General features: G+C 53.8%; 18 protein-coding genes. 6 read left to right on the forward strand and 12 right to left on the reverse strand.

Annotated elements, in window-relative coordinates:
- Positions 1-11 precede the first annotated feature (11 nt).
- Genes sdhA through sdhC form a run of 3 tightly spaced genes read right to left on the reverse strand, consistent with a single transcriptional unit; the run spans position 12 to position 2,508 of the window.
- A complete protein-coding gene (sdhA, locus tag I2D83_RS15815) occupies positions 12-1,778 on the reverse strand; it encodes a succinate dehydrogenase flavoprotein subunit (protein WP_015839514.1) in 1,767 nt (588 codons plus the stop codon).
- On the reverse strand, positions 1,778-2,125 hold the full coding sequence (gene sdhD, locus I2D83_RS15820; RefSeq protein WP_015839513.1) for a succinate dehydrogenase membrane anchor subunit: 348 nt from the start codon (positions 2,123-2,125) through the stop codon (positions 1,778-1,780). Before sdhD ends, sdhA begins: the two co-directional genes overlap by 1 nt.
- On the reverse strand, positions 2,119-2,508 hold the full coding sequence (gene sdhC / locus I2D83_RS15825; RefSeq protein ID WP_015839512.1) for a succinate dehydrogenase cytochrome b556 subunit: 390 nt from the start codon (positions 2,506-2,508) through the stop codon (positions 2,119-2,121). Before sdhC ends, sdhD begins: the two co-directional genes overlap by 7 nt.
- A gap of 653 nt (positions 2,509-3,161) precedes the next feature.
- Between sdhC and I2D83_RS15830 the strand changes: the two genes are divergently transcribed.
- Entirely contained in the window at positions 3,162-4,448 is a 1,287-nt protein-coding gene (locus I2D83_RS15830) for a citrate synthase (protein WP_181829396.1), read from the forward strand.
- 175 nt (positions 4,449-4,623) lie between these two features.
- Here the strand turns inward: I2D83_RS15830 and nei are convergent, their stop codons facing one another.
- From nei to I2D83_RS15870, 8 genes are all read right to left on the reverse strand, one after another.
- Entirely contained in the window at positions 4,624-5,415 is a 792-nt protein-coding gene (gene nei / locus I2D83_RS15835; RefSeq protein ID WP_205946895.1) for an endonuclease VIII, read from the reverse strand.
- A 50-nt stretch (positions 5,416-5,465) separates the two neighbouring features.
- A complete protein-coding gene (gene pcp, locus I2D83_RS15840) occupies positions 5,466-6,113 on the reverse strand; it encodes a pyroglutamyl-peptidase I (protein ID WP_015839509.1) in 648 nt (215 codons plus the stop codon).
- Positions 6,114-6,143: 30 nt separating this feature from the next.
- Entirely contained in the window at positions 6,144-6,881 is a 738-nt protein-coding gene (gene pxpA / locus I2D83_RS15845; RefSeq protein ID WP_181829394.1) for a 5-oxoprolinase subunit PxpA, read from the reverse strand.
- Entirely contained in the window at positions 6,871-7,815 is a 945-nt protein-coding gene (pxpC, locus tag I2D83_RS15850; RefSeq protein ID WP_205946896.1) for a 5-oxoprolinase subunit PxpC, read from the reverse strand. Before pxpC ends, pxpA begins: the two co-directional genes overlap by 11 nt.
- Entirely contained in the window at positions 7,809-8,465 is a 657-nt protein-coding gene (gene pxpB / locus I2D83_RS15855; RefSeq protein WP_205946897.1) for a 5-oxoprolinase subunit PxpB, read from the reverse strand. Before pxpB ends, pxpC begins: the two co-directional genes overlap by 7 nt.
- A gap of 156 nt (positions 8,466-8,621) precedes the next feature.
- The gene (locus I2D83_RS15860; RefSeq protein ID WP_015839505.1) at positions 8,622-9,365 is read right to left on the reverse strand and encodes a type 2 GTP cyclohydrolase I; all 744 of its coding nucleotides are present in this window, start codon (positions 9,363-9,365) and stop codon (positions 8,622-8,624) included.
- Entirely contained in the window at positions 9,358-10,851 is a 1,494-nt protein-coding gene (gene phrB / locus I2D83_RS15865; protein ID WP_205946898.1) for a deoxyribodipyrimidine photo-lyase, read from the reverse strand. The genes I2D83_RS15860 and phrB overlap by 8 nt, the downstream gene beginning before the upstream one ends.
- Before the next feature lie 21 nt (positions 10,852-10,872).
- Positions 10,873-11,832, reverse strand: a complete 960-nt coding sequence (locus I2D83_RS15870; protein WP_015839503.1) for a YbgA family protein — start codon at positions 11,830-11,832, stop codon at positions 10,873-10,875.
- Between the two features lie 409 nt (positions 11,833-12,241).
- On the opposite strand from I2D83_RS15870, the gene I2D83_RS15875 reads away from it, so the two are divergent.
- From I2D83_RS15875 to I2D83_RS15885, 3 genes are all read left to right on the forward strand, one after another.
- Positions 12,242-12,934 (forward strand): ABC transporter ATP-binding protein, encoded by a 693-nt coding sequence (locus I2D83_RS15875; protein WP_205948208.1) that lies wholly within the window; start codon positions 12,242-12,244, stop codon positions 12,932-12,934.
- Positions 12,935-12,951: 17 nt separating this feature from the next.
- Positions 12,952-13,932: an ABC transporter substrate-binding protein gene (locus I2D83_RS15880; RefSeq protein ID WP_015839501.1), complete on the forward strand. Its 981-nt coding sequence runs from the start codon at positions 12,952-12,954 to the stop codon at positions 13,930-13,932.
- A gap of 197 nt (positions 13,933-14,129) precedes the next feature.
- Positions 14,130-15,785 carry an ABC transporter permease gene (locus tag I2D83_RS15885; RefSeq protein WP_205946899.1) on the forward strand — a complete coding sequence of 552 codons (1,656 nt, stop codon included), beginning with the start codon at positions 14,130-14,132 and terminating at the stop codon, positions 15,783-15,785.
- Between the two features lie 141 nt (positions 15,786-15,926).
- Here the strand turns inward: I2D83_RS15885 and I2D83_RS15890 are convergent, their stop codons facing one another.
- Positions 15,927-16,133, reverse strand: a complete 207-nt coding sequence (locus I2D83_RS15890) for a YbfA family protein (RefSeq protein WP_015839499.1) — start codon at positions 16,131-16,133, stop codon at positions 15,927-15,929.
- Positions 16,134-16,554: 421 nt separating this feature from the next.
- Here I2D83_RS15890 and kdpF point away from each other — a divergent pair, with 421 nt between their 5' ends.
- On the forward strand, positions 16,555-16,644 hold the full coding sequence (gene kdpF, locus I2D83_RS15895; RefSeq protein WP_039290783.1) for a K(+)-transporting ATPase subunit F: 90 nt from the start codon (positions 16,555-16,557) through the stop codon (positions 16,642-16,644).
- Positions 16,644-18,332, forward strand: a complete 1,689-nt coding sequence (gene kdpA, locus I2D83_RS15900; protein WP_205946900.1) for a potassium-transporting ATPase subunit KdpA — start codon at positions 16,644-16,646, stop codon at positions 18,330-18,332. Before kdpF ends, kdpA begins: the two co-directional genes overlap by 1 nt.
- Positions 18,333-18,338: the final 6 nt, after the last annotated feature.

Below are 18,338 nucleotides of genomic sequence, written 5' to 3' on the forward strand. Positions count from 1 at the left end.
GATCTCCGCAATTAATAAGTACGTACTTTCGGCGGGAACGCCGGACGCAGTTTAGGCTGCATGTTCACCTCGCGGCGCGTCATGCTGTCGGTTTGCGGCAGATACAACGAATGGCACAGCCAATTCTCATCGTCACGCTCTGGGTAGTCGAAGCGGCTATGTGCGCCACGGCTTTCGGTACGGAAGTTGGCGGATACCGCTGTCGCATAGGCGGTTTCCATCAGGTTATCCAGCTCCAGGCACTCGATACGCTGGGTGTTGAACTCGCTTGAGGTGTCATCCAGACGCGCATTTTTCAGGCGTTCGCGGATAACTTTCAGCTCTTCCAACCCTTTCGCCATCGCATCACCTTCGCGGAAGACCGAGAAGTTATTCTGCATACAGGATTGCAGCGCCTTACGAATTTCAACCGGATCTTCCCCTGAACGGGTATTGTTCCAGCGGTTCAGACGATCAAGCGATGCTTCAATATCGGAATCGCTGGCATCACGGCTGGTGCCCTGCTCTTCCAGAGACTCTTGCAGGTGAATACCAGCAGAACGACCGAATACCACCAGATCGAGCAGCGAGTTACCGCCCAGACGGTTGGCGCCATGCACCGATACACAGGCAATTTCACCCACGGCGAACAGCCCTGGAATCACCACGTCTTCGCCTTTCTCATTCACCGTCAACGCCTGACCGCTCACTTTAGTCGGGATACCGCCCATCATATAGTGGCAGGTTGGGATAACCGGAATCGGCTCTTTCACCGGATCGACGTGCGCAAACGTACGGGACAGTTCCAAAATACCCGGCAGACGGGATTCCAGAACGTCTTTACCCAGATGATCCAGCTTCAGCTTGGCATGAGGACCCCACGGACCTTCACAGCCGCGGCCTTCACGAATTTCGATCATGATGGAACGTGCAACAACGTCACGGCCTGCCAGATCTTTCGCGTTCGGCGCGTAGCGTTCCATGAAACGTTCACCGTGCTTGTTCAGCAGGTAGCCGCCTTCACCGCGGCAGCCTTCGGTCACCAGCACACCCGCACCAGCGATACCGGTTGGGTGGAACTGCCACATTTCCATATCCTGCAACGGAACACCGGCACGCAATGCCATGCCTACGCCGTCACCCGTATTAATGTGTGCGTTGGTCGTGGATTGATAGATACGGCCCGCACCGCCCGTTGCCAGTACGGTCGCTTTCGCTTTGAAATAAACGACTTCACCGGTTTCGATACAGATCGCCGTACAGCCGACTACCGCGCCATCCTGGTTCTTCACCAGATCGAGGGCGTACCATTCGGAGAAAATAGTCGTATGATTTTTCAGGTTCTGCTGATACAGCGTATGCAGTAGCGCGTGACCAGTACGGTCAGCGGCAGCCGCCGTACGTGCGGCCTGCTCGCCGCCAAAGTTCTTGGATTGACCACCGAACGGACGCTGATAAATGCTGCCATCATCCAGACGGGAGAACGGTAATCCCATGTGTTCCAGCTCCAGAATCGCTTCCGGTCCGGTTTTACACATATATTCAATCGCGTCCTGATCGCCAATGTAATCCGACCCTTTTACGGTGTCATACATGTGCCATTCCCAGTTGTCCTCATGGGTGTTACCCAGCGCAACGGTAATACCGCCCTGCGCGGACACGGTATGGGAACGGGTTGGGAAGACTTTCGATAACAGGGCACAGGACAGGCCCATTTGGGAGATTTGCAGCGCGGCGCGCATACCTGCGCCACCGGCGCCAACAACAACTGCATCAAATTCTCTGACTGGCAAATTCATCACGCACCCCACACCACAATAGTTCCATAAATGACGTACACCAACAGCGCTACGACAATCGCCAACTGTAAAGTCAGGCGTAAGGCCAGCGGTTTAATGTAGTCGGTCAGCACTTGCCACATCCCTATCCAGGCATGAACCAGAATGGAAAATAACGTTAGCAGTGTGAATACTTTGGTGAGAGCCATCGAGAAGAAACCACGCCAGATTTCATACGTGATATCGCCAGCCGTAGCAATAAAACCAATGATATAAATTACATACAGAACAATGACGATGGCGGAAGCGCGAATCAGTAACCAATCGTGTACGCCATTGCGTCCTAACGCAGAAGCATTGCTTACCATACGAGGACTCCAGCCAGAATTGAAAGCACGACAGTAATAATAAAGGAGATATTTGCAGAACGCTTACCTGCGGCAAGGTCTTCTTCTATATAGCCAAAATCCATCAAGAGATGACGTAAACCACCAACAATGTGATAAGCCAACGCAACGAGGATGCCCCAAACGATAAATTTGACGATGAAGCTATCCATAATTTCCGCAGCACGCAGGAATCCTTCCTCTGAAGAAAGAGAAGTGCCTAACAGCCACAGTAAAATACCGACAGCGACAAAGGTGATAACGCCGGAGACGCGGTGAAGAATAGATGCTATCGCAGTAACGGGAAACTGGATCGTCTGCAATTCCAGATTGACAGGTCTTTGTTTTTTCACGGATTTGCCCACACAGCTTTTATTATTGTTTCTTCCTCCGGGCCTGATGTGAGGTCAGACAGTATGAAAGTTGCAGCCCTGAAGAGTGGGTTTACGATACGCGCTCAAACATCGACATTCCGGTGTCTAAACAGCGCATGATCCTTTCATACTGGGTGCTCCTACTGCAGGGTGATTCCGGAGACCTGGCGGCAGTATAGGTCCTTCACATTCCTATTACAATTCCCATACAAACTGTTTGGTGACATTTGCCCCGAACAGTGATTTAGATCACGAATTTCACAATTTATATAAAATTAATTATCTGATTTGACAAAAGTTCAACATTTCAATTACAACTAGGGGATTGAGTTCCTTATGATGTGTTAAAGCACACGGCGACACTTCCACACTGGCGTAACTTATGTAACAGTGGGGAGAGAGTCCACGTAAAAGTCATAGGTAATGACTAGAATCTATTCAGAGCGCAACTCATTATCTGAATATTGTTAATTACCTGGAGAACGAATTTTTCATCCTGAATGCGGCAATCCGCCTTACTCTGTACCCTATTTGACGACTGTGTCACGACAGAGTTTCACCGGCCATTTTCTTTGCCGGTGCACAGGCATGACGGTATTTCTTCAGTGAAAATTTTTAAAATTAAAGCGCTAAGGAGACTGTAAATGGCTGATAAAAAAGCAACACTTACTCTAGAAGGTAAAGAACCAATTGAGCTAAATGTCCTATCCGGCACTCTAGGACATGATGAGATTGATATTCGTCCCCTCGGTTCTAAAGGTTACTTCACATTTGACCCCGGTTTTACCTCTACTGCATCTTGCGAATCAAAGATTACCTATATCGACGGTGACGAAGGCATCCTGCTGCACCGCGGTTTCCCGATTGACCAACTGGCTGAAAAATCCAACTATCTTGAAGTATGTTACATCCTGCTGTTCGGTGAAGTCCCGACGACAGAACAGTATGAAACCTTCAAGACGACCGTGACCCGCCATACCATGATTCATGAGCAGATTACCCGTCTGTTCCACGGTTTCCGCCGCGATTCACACCCAATGGCCGTATTGTGCGGCGTGACCGGCGCGCTGGCGGCGTTCTACCACGATTCACTGGACATTAACATTGAGCGCCACCGCGAAATCGCGGCCTACCGCCTGCTGTCCAAAATGCCGACCGTCGCGGCAATGTGCTACAAATATTCACTGGGTCAACCGTTTGTTTATCCGAAAAACAACCTGTCCTACGCAGGTAACTTCCTGCACATGATGTTCTCTACGCCTTGTGAAGAATATGTTGTGAATCCGGTGCTGGAACGCGCCATGGACCGTATTCTGATCCTGCATGCCGATCACGAACAAAACGCCTCAACCTCTACCGTACGTACCGCTGGCTCGTCTGGCGCGAACCCGTTTGCCTGTATCGCCGCGGGGATCGCCTCGCTGTGGGGACCGGCGCACGGTGGCGCGAACGAAGCCTGTCTGCGTATGCTGGAAGAGATCAGCAGCGTGGAACACATCCCGGCATTTATCGAGCGTGCAAAAGACAAGAACGACTCCTTCCGTCTGATGGGCTTCGGCCACCGCGTGTACAAGAACCACGATCCACGCGCCAAAGTCATGCGTGAAACCTGCCATGAAGTGTTGAAAGAGCTGGGCAGAAAAGACGATCTGCTGGAAGTGGCGATGGAGTTGGAGCATATCGCGCTGAACGACCCGTACTTCATTGAGAAGAAACTGTACCCGAACGTGGACTTCTATTCAGGTATCATCCTGAAAGCGATGGGTATTCCGTCTTCCATGTTTACCGTTATCTTCGCGATGGCGCGTACCGTGGGCTGGATTGCACACTGGAACGAAATGCACGACGACGGCATCAAGATTGCCCGTCCGCGTCAGCTGTACACTGGCTACGACAAACGTGACTTCGCGTCTAATCTGAAGCACGATTAATCTATTCTGTATCAACACAAAAGGCCGGACTTTCCGGCCTTTGTTTTTTTACCTCATACTGAGATTCATCTAGATTGGAATACGGAAATCAGTACTGAGAGAACCATCCCTAATGTCATTTCTATTACTCACACGAAATCCTTTTCAATTAATCTAAAAAACGGCACGTCTTCCTTTATCTCTGACAGTGCGGGCACCAATAGAATGGGCGTGATGACAGCATCGTTCTTTCAATGATTCCGCCGCAGCGCTCACAGCTTTCCCCATCACGATGGAAAACCTTGAACGAGAAAATTGCGCCATGATGGTGGTTTTCATCAACGGTGCCGCGCGTGTTGTAGGACAGCCGGGGAATCGCCAGTAGCGCCTGACTTAACGTCTGCAACTGTTCCTCATTCAGCTGTGCTGCCGTGTGTTGCGGCGCCAACTGTGCCTGCCAGAGAATTTCGACGCGCAGGTAATTTCCCAACCCCGCCAGAAAAGCCTGATCCAACAGCAGTCCGCTAAACTGGCGACGACGAAAACGTGGTAGCAGCAAACGCTCATACACCTGTTCAGGTGTCAGGGAAAGATCCAAGACATCAGGACCAATACGTTGCAGGAAAGGATGAGTGGTGAGTGCCTCCGGCGTCAGCATCTCAATATCTGATGCGCTATAGAGCAGAATGGCACGATCCTGTGTCTCCAGCCGAACGCGCAAATCCCGCTTCGTTTCCGGCGATTCACCGGCATTGACCACGCGCCACACGCCATACAGCTGGTTGTGGCTATACAGCACACGATCATTGCTAAAATAGGTCAGCAACGCTTTTCCGCGCGTTGCAATCTGCCTGACCTGCTGTCCGACCAATTCTGCCTCGTACGGTTTCAACTCAGGAAACGCAAACCAGACATGCGTCAGCGTTTTTCCCACAACGGCCTCAACGAGCTTATCGGCCGCCCGGCGAATTTCCGGCCCTTCCGGCATACCTTACTCCCTGAAAATCAGACGCTTTGCGTATTACGCGATTAACCGAACTAATGCAGGGCACCACCCGTCACCGCCACATCAACCTGCTGCGCCAGCGACTGCTTGATCATCACTTCCAGCGCCGCCGTCACTAGCGGCGTGGGCATGCTCGGCTCACCGGGGTGTCGCGCAGCCTGTTCCGGCGAATAGGGAATGTGAACGAACCCGCCGCGCACCACATCACCCTGTTGATGTAACTGATGTAAAAGCCCGTACATCACATGGTTGCAGACAAACGTCCCCGCGGTTTGCGACACCGAGGCAGGAATCCCCGCCACACGTAACGCCTGCACCAGCGCTTTCACCGGCAATGTCGAGAAATAGGCTGCGGGCCCTTTTTCGACGATGGGCGTATCAATCGGCTGGTTGCCTCGGTTATCGGCAATGCGGGCATCATTAATATTAATCGCCACACGTTCGACAGAAATATCAGTACGACCGCCCGCCTGCCCCACCGCGATCACCACTTCCGGCTGCCATTCCGCTATGGCGCGGTAAAGTTCTTCCAGCGACAAATCAAAAACACACGATAAACGGCAGGCGACCACGCGTGCACCGCCGACTTCCCGCTGATGAAGCACTTTTACCGCTTCCCATGAGGGATTAATCGCTTCGCCCTCAAAAGGTTCAAACGCCGTGATCAAAACGGTTTTCATCGCTTATCCCCGCCCTACAAAAAATAATGATTATGCCGCAGCAACCGTTATCTGGTGCTCGCTAAAGCAGCTACGTAATTTGCGCGCAAACAGCAATGCATGTTGTCCATCGCCGTGAATACACACGGTATCCGCCCGCACAGCAACCCAGGAACCGTCGATTGCTCTGACCCGCTGGCGCTGGATCATTTCCAGCGTCTGCGCCAACGCCAACTCATCGCTGTTAATCAGCGCTCCCGCCTGAGTGCGTGGCACCAGCGTTCCATCAGGCAGATAACAGCGATCGGCGAACACCTCCTGACGCGTCTCCAGCCCTAGCCGTTGCCCGGCTCGGATTAACTCACTGCCCGCCAGCCCGACCAGACGCAGCGCGGGATTGACGACCTTCACCGCCTTGGCTATCGCATCGGCCAGCGCCGGTTCGCATGCGGCCTGATTGTAAAGCATACCATGGGGCTTTACGTGCGACAGCGTGCCCCCTTCAGCAGCGACAATCGCGCTGAGCGCGCCAAGCTGATACACCATTTGTGCAAAGACAATTTCTGCAGGCACATTCATTGCCTTACGGCCAAAATTTTCACGATCGGGAAAGCTCGGGTGAGCGCCAAGCGCAACCCCATAACCGATTCCCCAACGCACTGACTGACGCATGGTTTGCGCATCGCCAGCATGAAATCCGCAAGCAATATTGGCCGAGGTCACTAGCTTCAACAACGCTTCGTCGTTCTCTCCGCCCTCGCCCAGATCGGCATTCAAATCAATAATCATGTAGCCTCCATGCAAGTTGTTCGAGGTAACGTCGCTGTTCCTCGCCCGCTTTTTGCGCTTGTGCCTGCGTACAGTGAATAAAATGGATCGGTTCACCGAGTCGGATTTGCGCCAGATGGAATAAATCCGCTTCGATCACCGTCGCAATACGCGGGTAACCGCCGGTTGTCTGCGCATCCGCCAGCAGTACGATAGGGTGACCATTGTGTGGAACCTGCACGACGCCCGGTAGCAGTCCATGCGATGGCAGTTCGCGCGGTTTGTTGCCTGACAAGGCAGAACGCTGTAGCTCAGCACCGAGCAAACGGTAGCCCATGCGGTTACTTTGCGGGCTCAACTGCCAGGAGGTTCGCCAGAACAGCTCCCGCATCTCTTCGCTGAACTCCTGATACTCCGGCCCCGGCAATGCCCGCACGCGGTTGCTGAACAACAGCTGCTTAATGCCGACTTCCCGCGTCAGTTCACGAGTCGGCGTACCCAGCGGAAGCTCATCGCCGTCCATCAGCAAACGTCCGTCAAAACCACCAAAACTCGCTTTCAAATCGGTACTGCGCGAACCGAGTGCTTCCGGCACATCTATGCCACCGGACAGGGCCAGATAGCTGCGCATTCCGTTACGCGGCATGCGCATTTTTAACGTTTGTCCCGGCTTCACGGCGAAACGCCAGCCTGTCCAGAGCGGTTTGCCATCAAGGTCGGCATGGCAGTCTGCCCCAGTCAGCGCCACCCAGCAGGCGGTAGTGAATGTTGCGGTAAACTTGCCCAGCGTAATTTCCAGCGCGGCCGCATTCTCTGCGTTGCCCACCAGCAGGTTAGCCATCGTCAGAGCAGGCAGATCGAGCGCACCTGACTGGCTGATTCCTAAACGACGAAAACCGACACGGCCACCGTCCTGCACCGAAGTATGCAATCCGGCATGGATAACTTTCAGCATACGCCCTCCTTCTGTGGCAGAAACCGAACGTTATCGCCAGGGCGCAGCAGCGTGGGTGGCATCGTCTGTGGATTAAACAATTTCAGCGAAGTGCGACCAATCAGTTGCCAGCCGCCCGGTGTCGCCAGCGGATAAATCCCCGTCTGCGCACCGCCAATCCCCACAGATCCTGCTGGGACGCGCAGGCGCGGTTCGGCGCGACGCGGCATATGCAGCTTCTCGTTTAACCCACCGAGGTAGGCAAAGCCCGGCTGAAAGCCCAAAAAGTAGACCACATACTGTGCAGACGCATGCGCTTCCACAACCTGATGCTCGCTCAGGCCACTGTGAACGGCAACTTCCGCCAGATCCGGCCCCGCTTCTCCGCCATAAACGACGGGAATGTCGATATCGCGTGGGTCAAACACCAGCGACTCACTCTCTTCCCACCAACGCTGCAAGCGTTCAAGCGCATCCAGCGCCACCTGCTGCGGGTTCGCCAGCAATACCGTCAGATTGTTCATGCCCGGAATCGCTTCCAGCACCTCTTCATGGTGATTCAGGCGCTCGGCAAGCCCCCATATCCGCTGCTGGCTCTCCAGCGACATAGGCGGTTCCAGTTCCAGAACGACCGCTCTCTCGCCCAGAAGATAACATCGTGCTCGTTGCAATCTTTCCTCCTGAATCGCGTTTTATCCATCATGGTGAACATGGCCAAATGATTAACGTTGCTTACCTATACGTTTTCTTCCCAACAGCTAAGCAACAACGATGCCAACATAAAAAATGCAGCATCATTCATGTGCGATACAGAGACTTTCAGCCCATCACGCAGGGTTAGGAATATCAATAAATGTCACATCAAAACCGTGCTGTTCTGCCAGCCACTCACCCAACGCCCGAATGCCGCCGCGCTCGGTCGCATGGTGCCCGGCAGCGAAGAAGTGCAGCCCCATTTCGCGCGCGATGTGGATGGTTTGCTCAGACACTTCACCGGTAATAAAAGCATCGACGCCAAATCGGGCCGCCTGCTCAATAAAGCCCTGTCCACCGCCGGTACACCAGGCCACGCGCTGTATCTGTTGCGGTGCATTATCCCCACAATGCAGCACGGTACGCCCCAGCCGCTTTTCTACTCGGCGGCAAAAAGCATCCGCCGTCATGGGCTGCGCCAGCTCGCCATACGGCACCAGCGGCTCAATCATCCCCTGCACCTGAATCTCCAGCAGCGCCGCCAGTTGGGCGTTATTCCCCAGTTCGGGGTGTGCATCCAGCGGCAGGTGATAGCCGTACAGATTGATATCATTGACCAGCAGCGTTTTCAGCCGGTTACGTTTCATGCCACAAACAATCTGCGGTTCGTTTTTCCAAAAATAGCCGTGATGAACCAGAATGGCATCGGCCTGCTTTTCTACTGCGGCATCCAGCAACGCCTGTGAGGCCGTTACGCCCGTCACAATACGTTTTACTTCTGCACGCCCCTCAACCTGTAAACCGTTCGGCGCGTAGTCCTGAAACGTCTCCGTGCTCAGTTTCTCGTTAATAATTCTTTCCAGTTCCACATTACGCATACTTATTGTTCTCTTCTCGATCGTTATCCGCCATACCGATATTTTTTGCCGCCTCAAACGCCGCCAGCGTGTTCTGACGTGCGGTTTTGTGGTCGACGATAGGCAGCGGATAGTTCAGCTGATGATGATGTTTGTCAGCCCATCGATGGGGCTGATGAATATCTTTATCCGGCACGGCAGCCAGTTCAGGCAGCCAGTGACGAATAAACCGACCTTCAGGGTCGAAGCGCTCGCCCTGCGTTGTCGGGTTAAAAATGCGAAAATAAGGTGCAGCATCGGTACCTGTCGATGCCGCCCACTGCCAGCCGCCGTTATTCGCCGCCAGATCGCCATCCAGCAGTTGCGACATAAAGTAGCGTTCGCCTTCACGCCAATCGATCAGCAAATCTTTGACGAGAAAACTGGCGCAGATCATACGCAGGCGATTGTGCATCCAGCCCGTTTCATTCAGTTGACGCATCGCCGCATCCACAATCGGGTAGCCGGTTTTACCCTTCTGCCAGGCGGCTAAATCCTCTGATGATTCTCGCCATTTCACCCACTGCGTCCAGGCGGTAAACGGACGGTGTTTACACAGCTGCGGCCAGGACACGATCAGGTGACGATAAAATTCGCGCCAGACCAGCTCGTTAAACCAGGTAAACGCCCCGCCTTCACGCCGTTCCAGCATATCCGGGCACTCGGCGCGCAGACGATTAAAACATTGGCGCGGCGAGACGATCCCCAGTGCCAGATAGGGAGAAAGCTTGCTGGTGCCGGGCAGCGCCGGGACATCCCGCTGCTGGTCGTAATCCTGTACCTGTTCGCGGCAAAAACGGCGCAATTGCTGCAACGCCGCACGTTCACCACAGGGGAAATCGTCGCTATCCACCTCGCGCTGCGGATAGCTGAACGGCGCCAGTGCCGTCATATTATGGATAGGTTCACCGCGCGCGTCCGGTGCCGGCACGCATGTCGTCTCCGCTTCCAACAGTCGTTTGATAAAAGCCTGACGAAATGGCGTAAATACTTTATACATCTCGCCGTTGCCCGTAAGCACACTGCCCGGCGGCAGCAACAGACTGTCATGGTAGCCGTGGCAAACCACACTATCCGCCAGCCGATCTTTTACCTGCTTATCACGCAGGCGTTCGTTGATTTCATACTGATAGTTGTAGAAAAGGTCGGTGGCCTGCTGCTGCGCACAAAATTGCACCAGCCAGTCAACCGATGCCGCAAAGTCAGCACATTCATGGTAGTGCAGCGGGATCCCTTTCTCGGCCAGCGCGTGCTGCACCGACGTCAGATTTTCCAGCAGAAAGGTCGCCTGCCGCGGCGCCATATCGTGCTTTCCCCATTGTGCAGGCGTCGCGATAAAGACGGCCAGCACGGTGGCATTCGGATCCTGACAGGCCGCGAACAGCGCCAGATTATCGGTAATGCGCAGGTCGTTGCGCAGCCAGACTAAATGTGTAGCAGCATGATGTGTAGCGACATGCGTAGTCATGAAACTCCTCGGGCGGTCAAACTAGTGTCCGTAACGCAGGCGTAATGCCTCCGGGTACGGCTCAAAGTAACGCTGCTGGGCCAGATACGCATCGGGGTATTCCGCCATGTAATGTTTCAGCAGCGTGATCGGCGCCAATAGCGGTTGAAAACCTTGCCGATAGCGATCGATGAGCTGCGACAGTTCCTGCCGCTGTTGGGAATTAAGCTGGCGCCGGAAATAGCCCTGCACGTGCATCAGTACATTGGTGTGATTGCGCCGCGTCGCAGGCGTCGACAGCAGTTTCATGAGCCGTTTCCGGTATTCAACAACGTAGTCTTCCAGTGAATCCCACTTATCGATTCCCGCAACAAACGGCCCCAGTTCACGGTATTCCGGCTGAGAATGCGCCAGCAGCAGCAATTTATAGCGGCTATGAAAGGCAATGAGCGCGCCACGACTCAGCCCGTCTTGCCATAGCTGATTCAGTTCATGTAATGCATAAACGCGTGCAATAAAATTCTCCCGCAAGCCGGGATCGTGCAGGCGTCCGTCTTCCTCAACGGGTAGCCAGGGCATTTGCCGCATCAGTTCCTGCGTAAACAGGCCAATTCCGCTTTTACGCGCATTCTTTTGCGCTTCATCGTAGATCTTTACGCGTTCCATGCCGCAGCTTGGCGACTTGGCGCAGACGATATAACCGCATAAGTGCTGAAGCTGGCTGACTTTATCAGCAGAAAACACCGCCATCTGCTGAGTGACATCCAGCGGCGAACCATTGCTGGCGCGCAGCGTAATGTGGCTTTCCCCTTCTCGCACCAGTCTGAGTGCCGGGCGCGGCACCGGTAAACCAATCGCCATTTCCGGGCAGACCGGTTCAAAACGAAAATAGGGCGCCAGTTGTTCAACGGCAAATTCCAGACGCTTGTGTCCGCCATCAAACCGTACGGGATTACCGAGCAGACAGGCGCTGATACCAACAGGGATGAGTTTTAACGTCATGATTTATCCTTACGCTTGTCAATATGGTTTACCGTGATGGCATTCTGCAAACCCTCTGACCAGCATAGCGGATTTCACCACAATGCTGTGCAGTCACAGCAAAGAATAAAGTAATAAATCATGAGATTGATGGATTATCTCGATCAAACTCAAACAGTTTTCTCTGCGGCCGAACTGCCTATCAAAAATGCGTGCCGCTAACATCTTTTCGTCTGTCATCAAATAGCCTTATTCCCCCACTACAATCCCCATTCCGATATAGAGTCCCAAAGAGGATACCCCATGTTTTTTCCCCTGCTTTACTGGCGGGACGCTTTGTTATGCCCCTTAACCAGGCAACCCAAAAGCACCCGTCCGATCCACCGATATCAAAATGAATATCGCCTCCCGTTATTGCACGGAGGTGATGATGACCACGGCTGAACTCACTACGCCTGCGGCGATTGCGATCGACAAACTGACCCACGCTTTCGCTGGGAAAACGGTGCTCGATGCTATCAGCCTCAATGTGCCGAAAGGCACCATTCTGGCCTTGCTGGGACCTTCCGGCTGCGGCAAAAGCACGTTGCTAAAATTGCTGGCCGGTCTGTTACAGCCGGACGCGGGCACCATTCATTTTGGCGATCGTCAGGTTGCCGGCCATCAACTATGCCTGCCACCAGAGCAGCGCAATCTTGGCATGGTCTTTCAGGACTATGCGCTTTGGCCGCATATGACCGTTGCACAAAATGTCGGGTTCCCACTGCTGATGAGGAAGGTTCCACGCGATATCTGCCTCCAACGCGTTGACGTCACGCTAGCGCGCGTCGGTCTGGCTGATTTTGGCGATCGCAAACCGGCCGATTTATCCGGTGGCCAGCAACAGCGAGTCGCACTGGCGCGCGCCATTATCGCGGAGCCGAACATCCTGCTATTCGATGAACCGCTATCCAATCTCGACCGGGATCTACGTGAATCGCTTTGTCAGGAGATGGCATCGCTCTTACGCCATCTTGGTACCACCGCCGTGTACGTCACCCACGACCGAGGCGAAGCCAACATACTGGCGCACCGTATTGTTCACATGTCGCAAGGCCACATTACTGATATCACCACTCTTTAACTTTGGGGAAAAATGCAATGAAAAACACACTGTTTACCATGAATCAACGAGGCATCATTATGGGTATAGCTCTCTCATTAGCAGCGGTGACAGGCAGCGCGCATGCCCTGACGCTGTACACCGCCGGACCGGGAGCACTGGCAAAGAAACTGGCGGCAGGTTATGAAAAGCAGACCGGAGTGAAAGTCGATGTTTTTCAGGCCACAACCGGTAAAGTTATGGCAAGACTGGAAGCCGAACAGGCCAACCCACGAGCAGACGTCTTGATTTCGGCTTCCTGGGATACAGCGACAGACTTGCAGCAGCGTGGCTGGCTGCTGGAATTTGATAGCCCGAATGCGGCGACCGTGCCTGCGCAGTTCAAAACTCCTTTCTACGTGGCACAAGGTATTTCCGCACTGGGCATTGTGTGGAACAGCAAGAGCGGCACCCCGGAACCCAAAGACTGGAACGACCTAACCAAGCCTGAATTTAAAGATAAAGTCACCACGCCCGATCCCGCGCTGTCTGGTGCCTCGCTCGATCTGCTGATTGGTTTGCAAAATGCGGAAAAAGATAAAGCCTGGGACATGTTCGATCGCTTAAAAGCCAACGGCATGATTATCGCAGGCCCGAACGCACAGGCATTAACGCCCGTACTGCAAGGGGCGAAAGCCGCCGTTTTCGGTGCCGTAGACTACGTTTCTTACGGCAGCATGGAGTCTGGCGAATCCATTAAAGTCATTTTCCCTTCCAGCGGCACCGTCATCGCTCCTCGCCCGATGATGATTCTGAAAAGCAGCAAAAACCAGCAGCAGGCAAAAGACTTCATCAACTACATGTTGTCGCCTGAAGGCCAAAAAGCAGTAGCTGAAGCCTGGTTGATGCCTGCACGTCAAGACGTTGATGCCAAGCGTCCTCTGTTTAAGAACCTGACGTTGCTGCCAGAAGGCGATAGCGCTTCAGCTTCTCGTGCTGCTGTTCTCGATCGCTTTGCCGCCTTATTTGGTCAGCGCTAAGCCTGTTCAATCATGACATACCCTGGATAGTTCGAGCGGTAGGACCAACGTTCGCGTTTTACATCACGCGATATTCTTGAGCAAAGAATGCGAATCCACGGAGGGATTGAGCAACCCAGTGAGTGCTCATACTGCTTGAAATATAACGAGTATAGATAGCGCCTTGCTGACGACCGTCAGCAAGGCTGGAGTATCAGATGAACAAGTTTACTTTACTGCCACTGCTTACGGTGGCGGTACTTTTTACTCTGGTTGGCATTCCCGTATTGTTCGTTGCGCTACAGGCAATTTTCCCGAATTTGGGCTCAGGTTCCTTTGCGAACCCGTTCTCAGCCTTTGCAGATGTTTTTGCACAGGCGCGGCTATTCGCCCTATTGAAAAATACGCTGCTGCTTGGGTTGGGTGTTGCCCTGTGCTGTGCGGTAATCGCTATTCCACTCGGAGCGCTACGCGGACTCTTTGCACTGCCGTTGGCAAGATTTTGGGATTTACTGTTTCTCATCCCATTCCTGATCCCACCTTATATCGCCGGTCTGTCGTGGATGCTGGCGCTACAGCCGCGAGGCTACGCCGAGCAGCTATTGCCCATTCAACTGGGAGAAGCGCTGTTTTCATTACCCGGCATGATTGGCGTAATGACGCTGAATATTTTCCCAGTCGTCTATTTCGCCGTTTCACGCAGTATGGCGGCGAGCGGAAATCGCCTAGCGGATGTCGCTCGCGTTCACGGTGCCAGCGGCTGGCAGGCATTTCTGCGAGTCACGCTGCCATTGTCACTACCTGCGACAGCGGCCAGCCTGCTGCTTGCCTTTACGCTGGCGATCGAAGAGTACGGCATTCCCGCCGCACTCGGATCGCGGGCCGGTATTCAGGTGCTGACGACAAATATCGAGCAACGACTGGCGGACTGGCCGATCGACCTCTCCGGTTCGGCGGTGCTGTCTTTGCTGCTGGTTGCTATTGCGCTCTGTGCATTTACCCTACAGCGGGCGATGGTCGCCGGGAGTAATGTCGAAACAACCACAGGCAAACCCGCCGCCATCGTCACTCGTCCATTAGGTATATGGCGCTGGCCGGTATTAGTGCTGTTTAGCGTTGTCGGCCTGCTGGCTGTGGGGATTCCACTGGCTTCCATGCTGATTACGGCGTTTTCTGCCACTATCTCCAGCACAATTTCCTGGCAAAATTTAACCTGGCAACACTTCACCATGTTGGTTGATTACGAAAACGAAGCGCTGCCAGCCTTAACGACCAGTCTGGGTCTGGCAGTCGGCAGTGCGTTACTGACGGGAACGGTCGGCTTTCTCGCAGCCTGGTTTGTGGTTGCCAAGCGTATTCGGGGGGCCACCGTGCTGGATGGATTATCGATGCTTCCTGCCGCGCTGCCGGGGATTGTTGTCGGGGTGGGCTTGATTCTCGCCTGGAACCAGAGCTTCTGGCCGGTCACGCCCTATAACACCTGGGTGATTTTGCTGCTGTCATACAGTTGTCTGCTGCTGCCTTACCCCGTCCGCTATAGCAGCGCGGCATTAGCGCAAATCGGCAGTAATCTGGAATCCGCGGCGCGCGTTCACGGTGCTAACGCCATGGCAGCATTGCGGCTAATCGTTTTCCCGCTGGTATTCCCCAGCCTACTGGCTGCCATGATGTTGGTCTTTGCTGTCGCATCGCGCGAGCTGGTGACATCACTCTTGCTCTCGCCTGCCGGCGTGCAAACGGTGTCCATTTTTGTTTGGCGTCAGTTTGAGCAAGGCTCCGTCGGGGATGGTATGGCAATGGCAAGCGTCGCGGTATTGATCAGTCTATCGGTGATGTTGCTGGCACTACGATTTCATTCGCTCAAAACAAAATAAGCGCCAGATCCGTTAGCGGAAATGACGCTTATTGATTGCCGTTGAATGCCAAGCTGTTTTAAACCGGTGACGTCAGGATACAAATACTGGCGTCACCATGACTCGCACAGAACGGTCAATAACGGTCTGGCTACGATAGGCTTAATAGAAATCGCAAGCTGCCGCTTCGGACTGTGCCATCCATACGGGTTTATCGCTGGTTTTCAGCCAGACACGGTGTAAATAGCTGTAAAAACGTGCCCGATCGCGGCGGAACAGCATCACCGGTAACGCCAGCACGCCAATGGCAGCCACGGCGGCGCGACGCAGGAGAATACGGTGCAAGGGATAAGTAGTATAAAGCGACATAACGATCCTCCTCTGGGATAAGCGTCCTGATTCAGCGACGCTCTTCATAACGATAAAATAAGAACTGTGATATTGGTTAAAATTTTACCGCCTTTTCTGAAAGTTTACTACTCATCTGACCAGTAAAAGATGAAATAATCGCCAATTTTTTCACCATTACGTCATTAAGTTACAATAACGTTAAAAATAAACTTATCATTAGTTAATTTATGGTTTTTAGATTGGATCAATTTATTCCCTTCTTTTAATACCCTTTCCTCACCACAGACAATGTGGTTAGCCCCGTAACGCATCCCTGCTTCTGTCGTCTACTTTTCAGCCCATTTTTATACTTTTTTTACGCCCGCAGACGGGAAATTTGCACCTTCTTTTCCTGCGTTTTCCTACTCTGACGCTGTCTATTTTGTTCTGGAGGTGTGTTGTGACACTTAGCATCGTCTTAGGCGGCCTGCTCGTGCTGCTGCTATTGGCCTATCTGGTCTATGCCTTATTGAAGGCGGAGGAATTCTGATGGCCGCCGACGCTTTTCTACTGATCTTTGGTCTGCTGCTTACCGTGCTGATCGTCGCTCAGCCGTTGGGCAGCGGACTGGCCCGTCTGATTGAGGGCGAAACGGGTACGCTTCTGCAAAAGTTTGAAACAGGAACGGCGCGCCTTTTCGCTTTAGATACGACAGAGATGCGCTGGCAGCAGTATGCGGCGGCTATTCTGACCCTTAACCTGATCGGCATTGTCGTCCTGTTTGTCCTGCTCATGGCGCAGGGAGTTCTGCCGCTTAACCCAGAAAATATGCCGGGGCTGTCGTGGCATTTGGCGTTGAACACGGCAATCAGCTTTGTCACCAACACCAACTGGCAGGCTTACAGCGGCGAAAATACGCTGAGCTACCTGAGCCAGATGGTTGGCCTAACGGTACAAAACTTCCTGTCCGCCGCCAGCGGCATCGCCGTCGCTTTCGCGTTAATCCGCGCGTTTTCCCGTCGCTGCGTCGACACACTGGGCAATGCGTGGCTCGATCTGTTTCGCATCACGCTGTACGTGCTGCTGCCGCTGTCCCTGCTGCTGGCGCTGTTTTTTGTTAGCCAGGGCGTGCTGCAAAACCTGCTGCCTTATCAGCATTTGACCACGCTGGACGGTGCAGCCCAAACGCTGCCGATGGGGCCCGTTGCCTCACAGGAAGCGATTAAACTGCTCGGCACCAACGGCGGCGGTTTCTTTGGTGCCAACTCGGCTCATCCGTTTGAAAACCCGACCGCGCTGAGCAACATCGTACAAATGCTGGCGATCCTGTTGATTCCTACCGCGCTGTGCTTCGCTTTTGGTAAAGCCGTCAGCGACAACCGTCAGGGCCATGCACTGCTGTGGGCTATGGGGCTAATTTTTATCGTCGCGGCAGCCGTGGTGATGAAAATGGAGGTCATCGGTAACCCGCATCTGCTGGCATTAGGCGCGGACAGCGCCGCGAATCTGGAAGGTAAAGAGACGCGTTTTGGCGTTCTGACTTCCAGCCTGTATGCCGTTGTCACCACAGCTACCTCGACAGGTGCGGTGAACGCGATGCACGACTCTTTCACGGCGCTTGGCGGCATGGTTCCCATGTGGCTGATGCAGATTGGTGAAGTGGTGTTCGGCGGCGTCGGTTCTGGCCTGTACGGCATGCTGCTGTTCGTCCTTCTGACCGTCTTTATTGCCGGCCTGATGATTGGCCGCTCGCCGGAATATCTGGGCAAAAAGATCGAAGTCTACGAGATGAAGATGACGGCGCTGGCGATTCTGATTCCCCCAGCGTTAGTGCTGCTCGGTACCGCGCTGGCGCTGAGTACGGAAGCCGGACGCAGCGGCATTCTGAACCCCGGCGCGCACGGTTTTAGCGAAGTGCTCTATGCCGTTTCCTCTGCCGCGAATAACAACGGTAGCGCGTTTGCCGGTCTGAGCGTCAACACGCCGTTCTATAACGTGCTGCTCGCTGTCGCCATGCTGCTGGGTCGCTTTGCCGTCATGGTGCCTGTGTTAGCTATCGCCGGTTCGCTGGTCGTGAAAAAACGCCATCCGGAAAGCAAAGGCTCATTGTCCACCCGCAGTCCGCTGTTTATCGGCATGCTCATCGCCATCGTTCTACTGATTGGCGCACTGACGTTTATCCCTGCACTGGCGTTAGGGCCAGTCGCTGAACATTTACAGTTCGGCCTGACTCACTAAGGCTGG

Source organism: Pectobacterium aroidearum (assembly GCF_015689195.1).
GTDB classification, from domain to species: Bacteria; Pseudomonadota; Gammaproteobacteria; order Enterobacterales; family Enterobacteriaceae; genus Pectobacterium; species Pectobacterium aroidearum.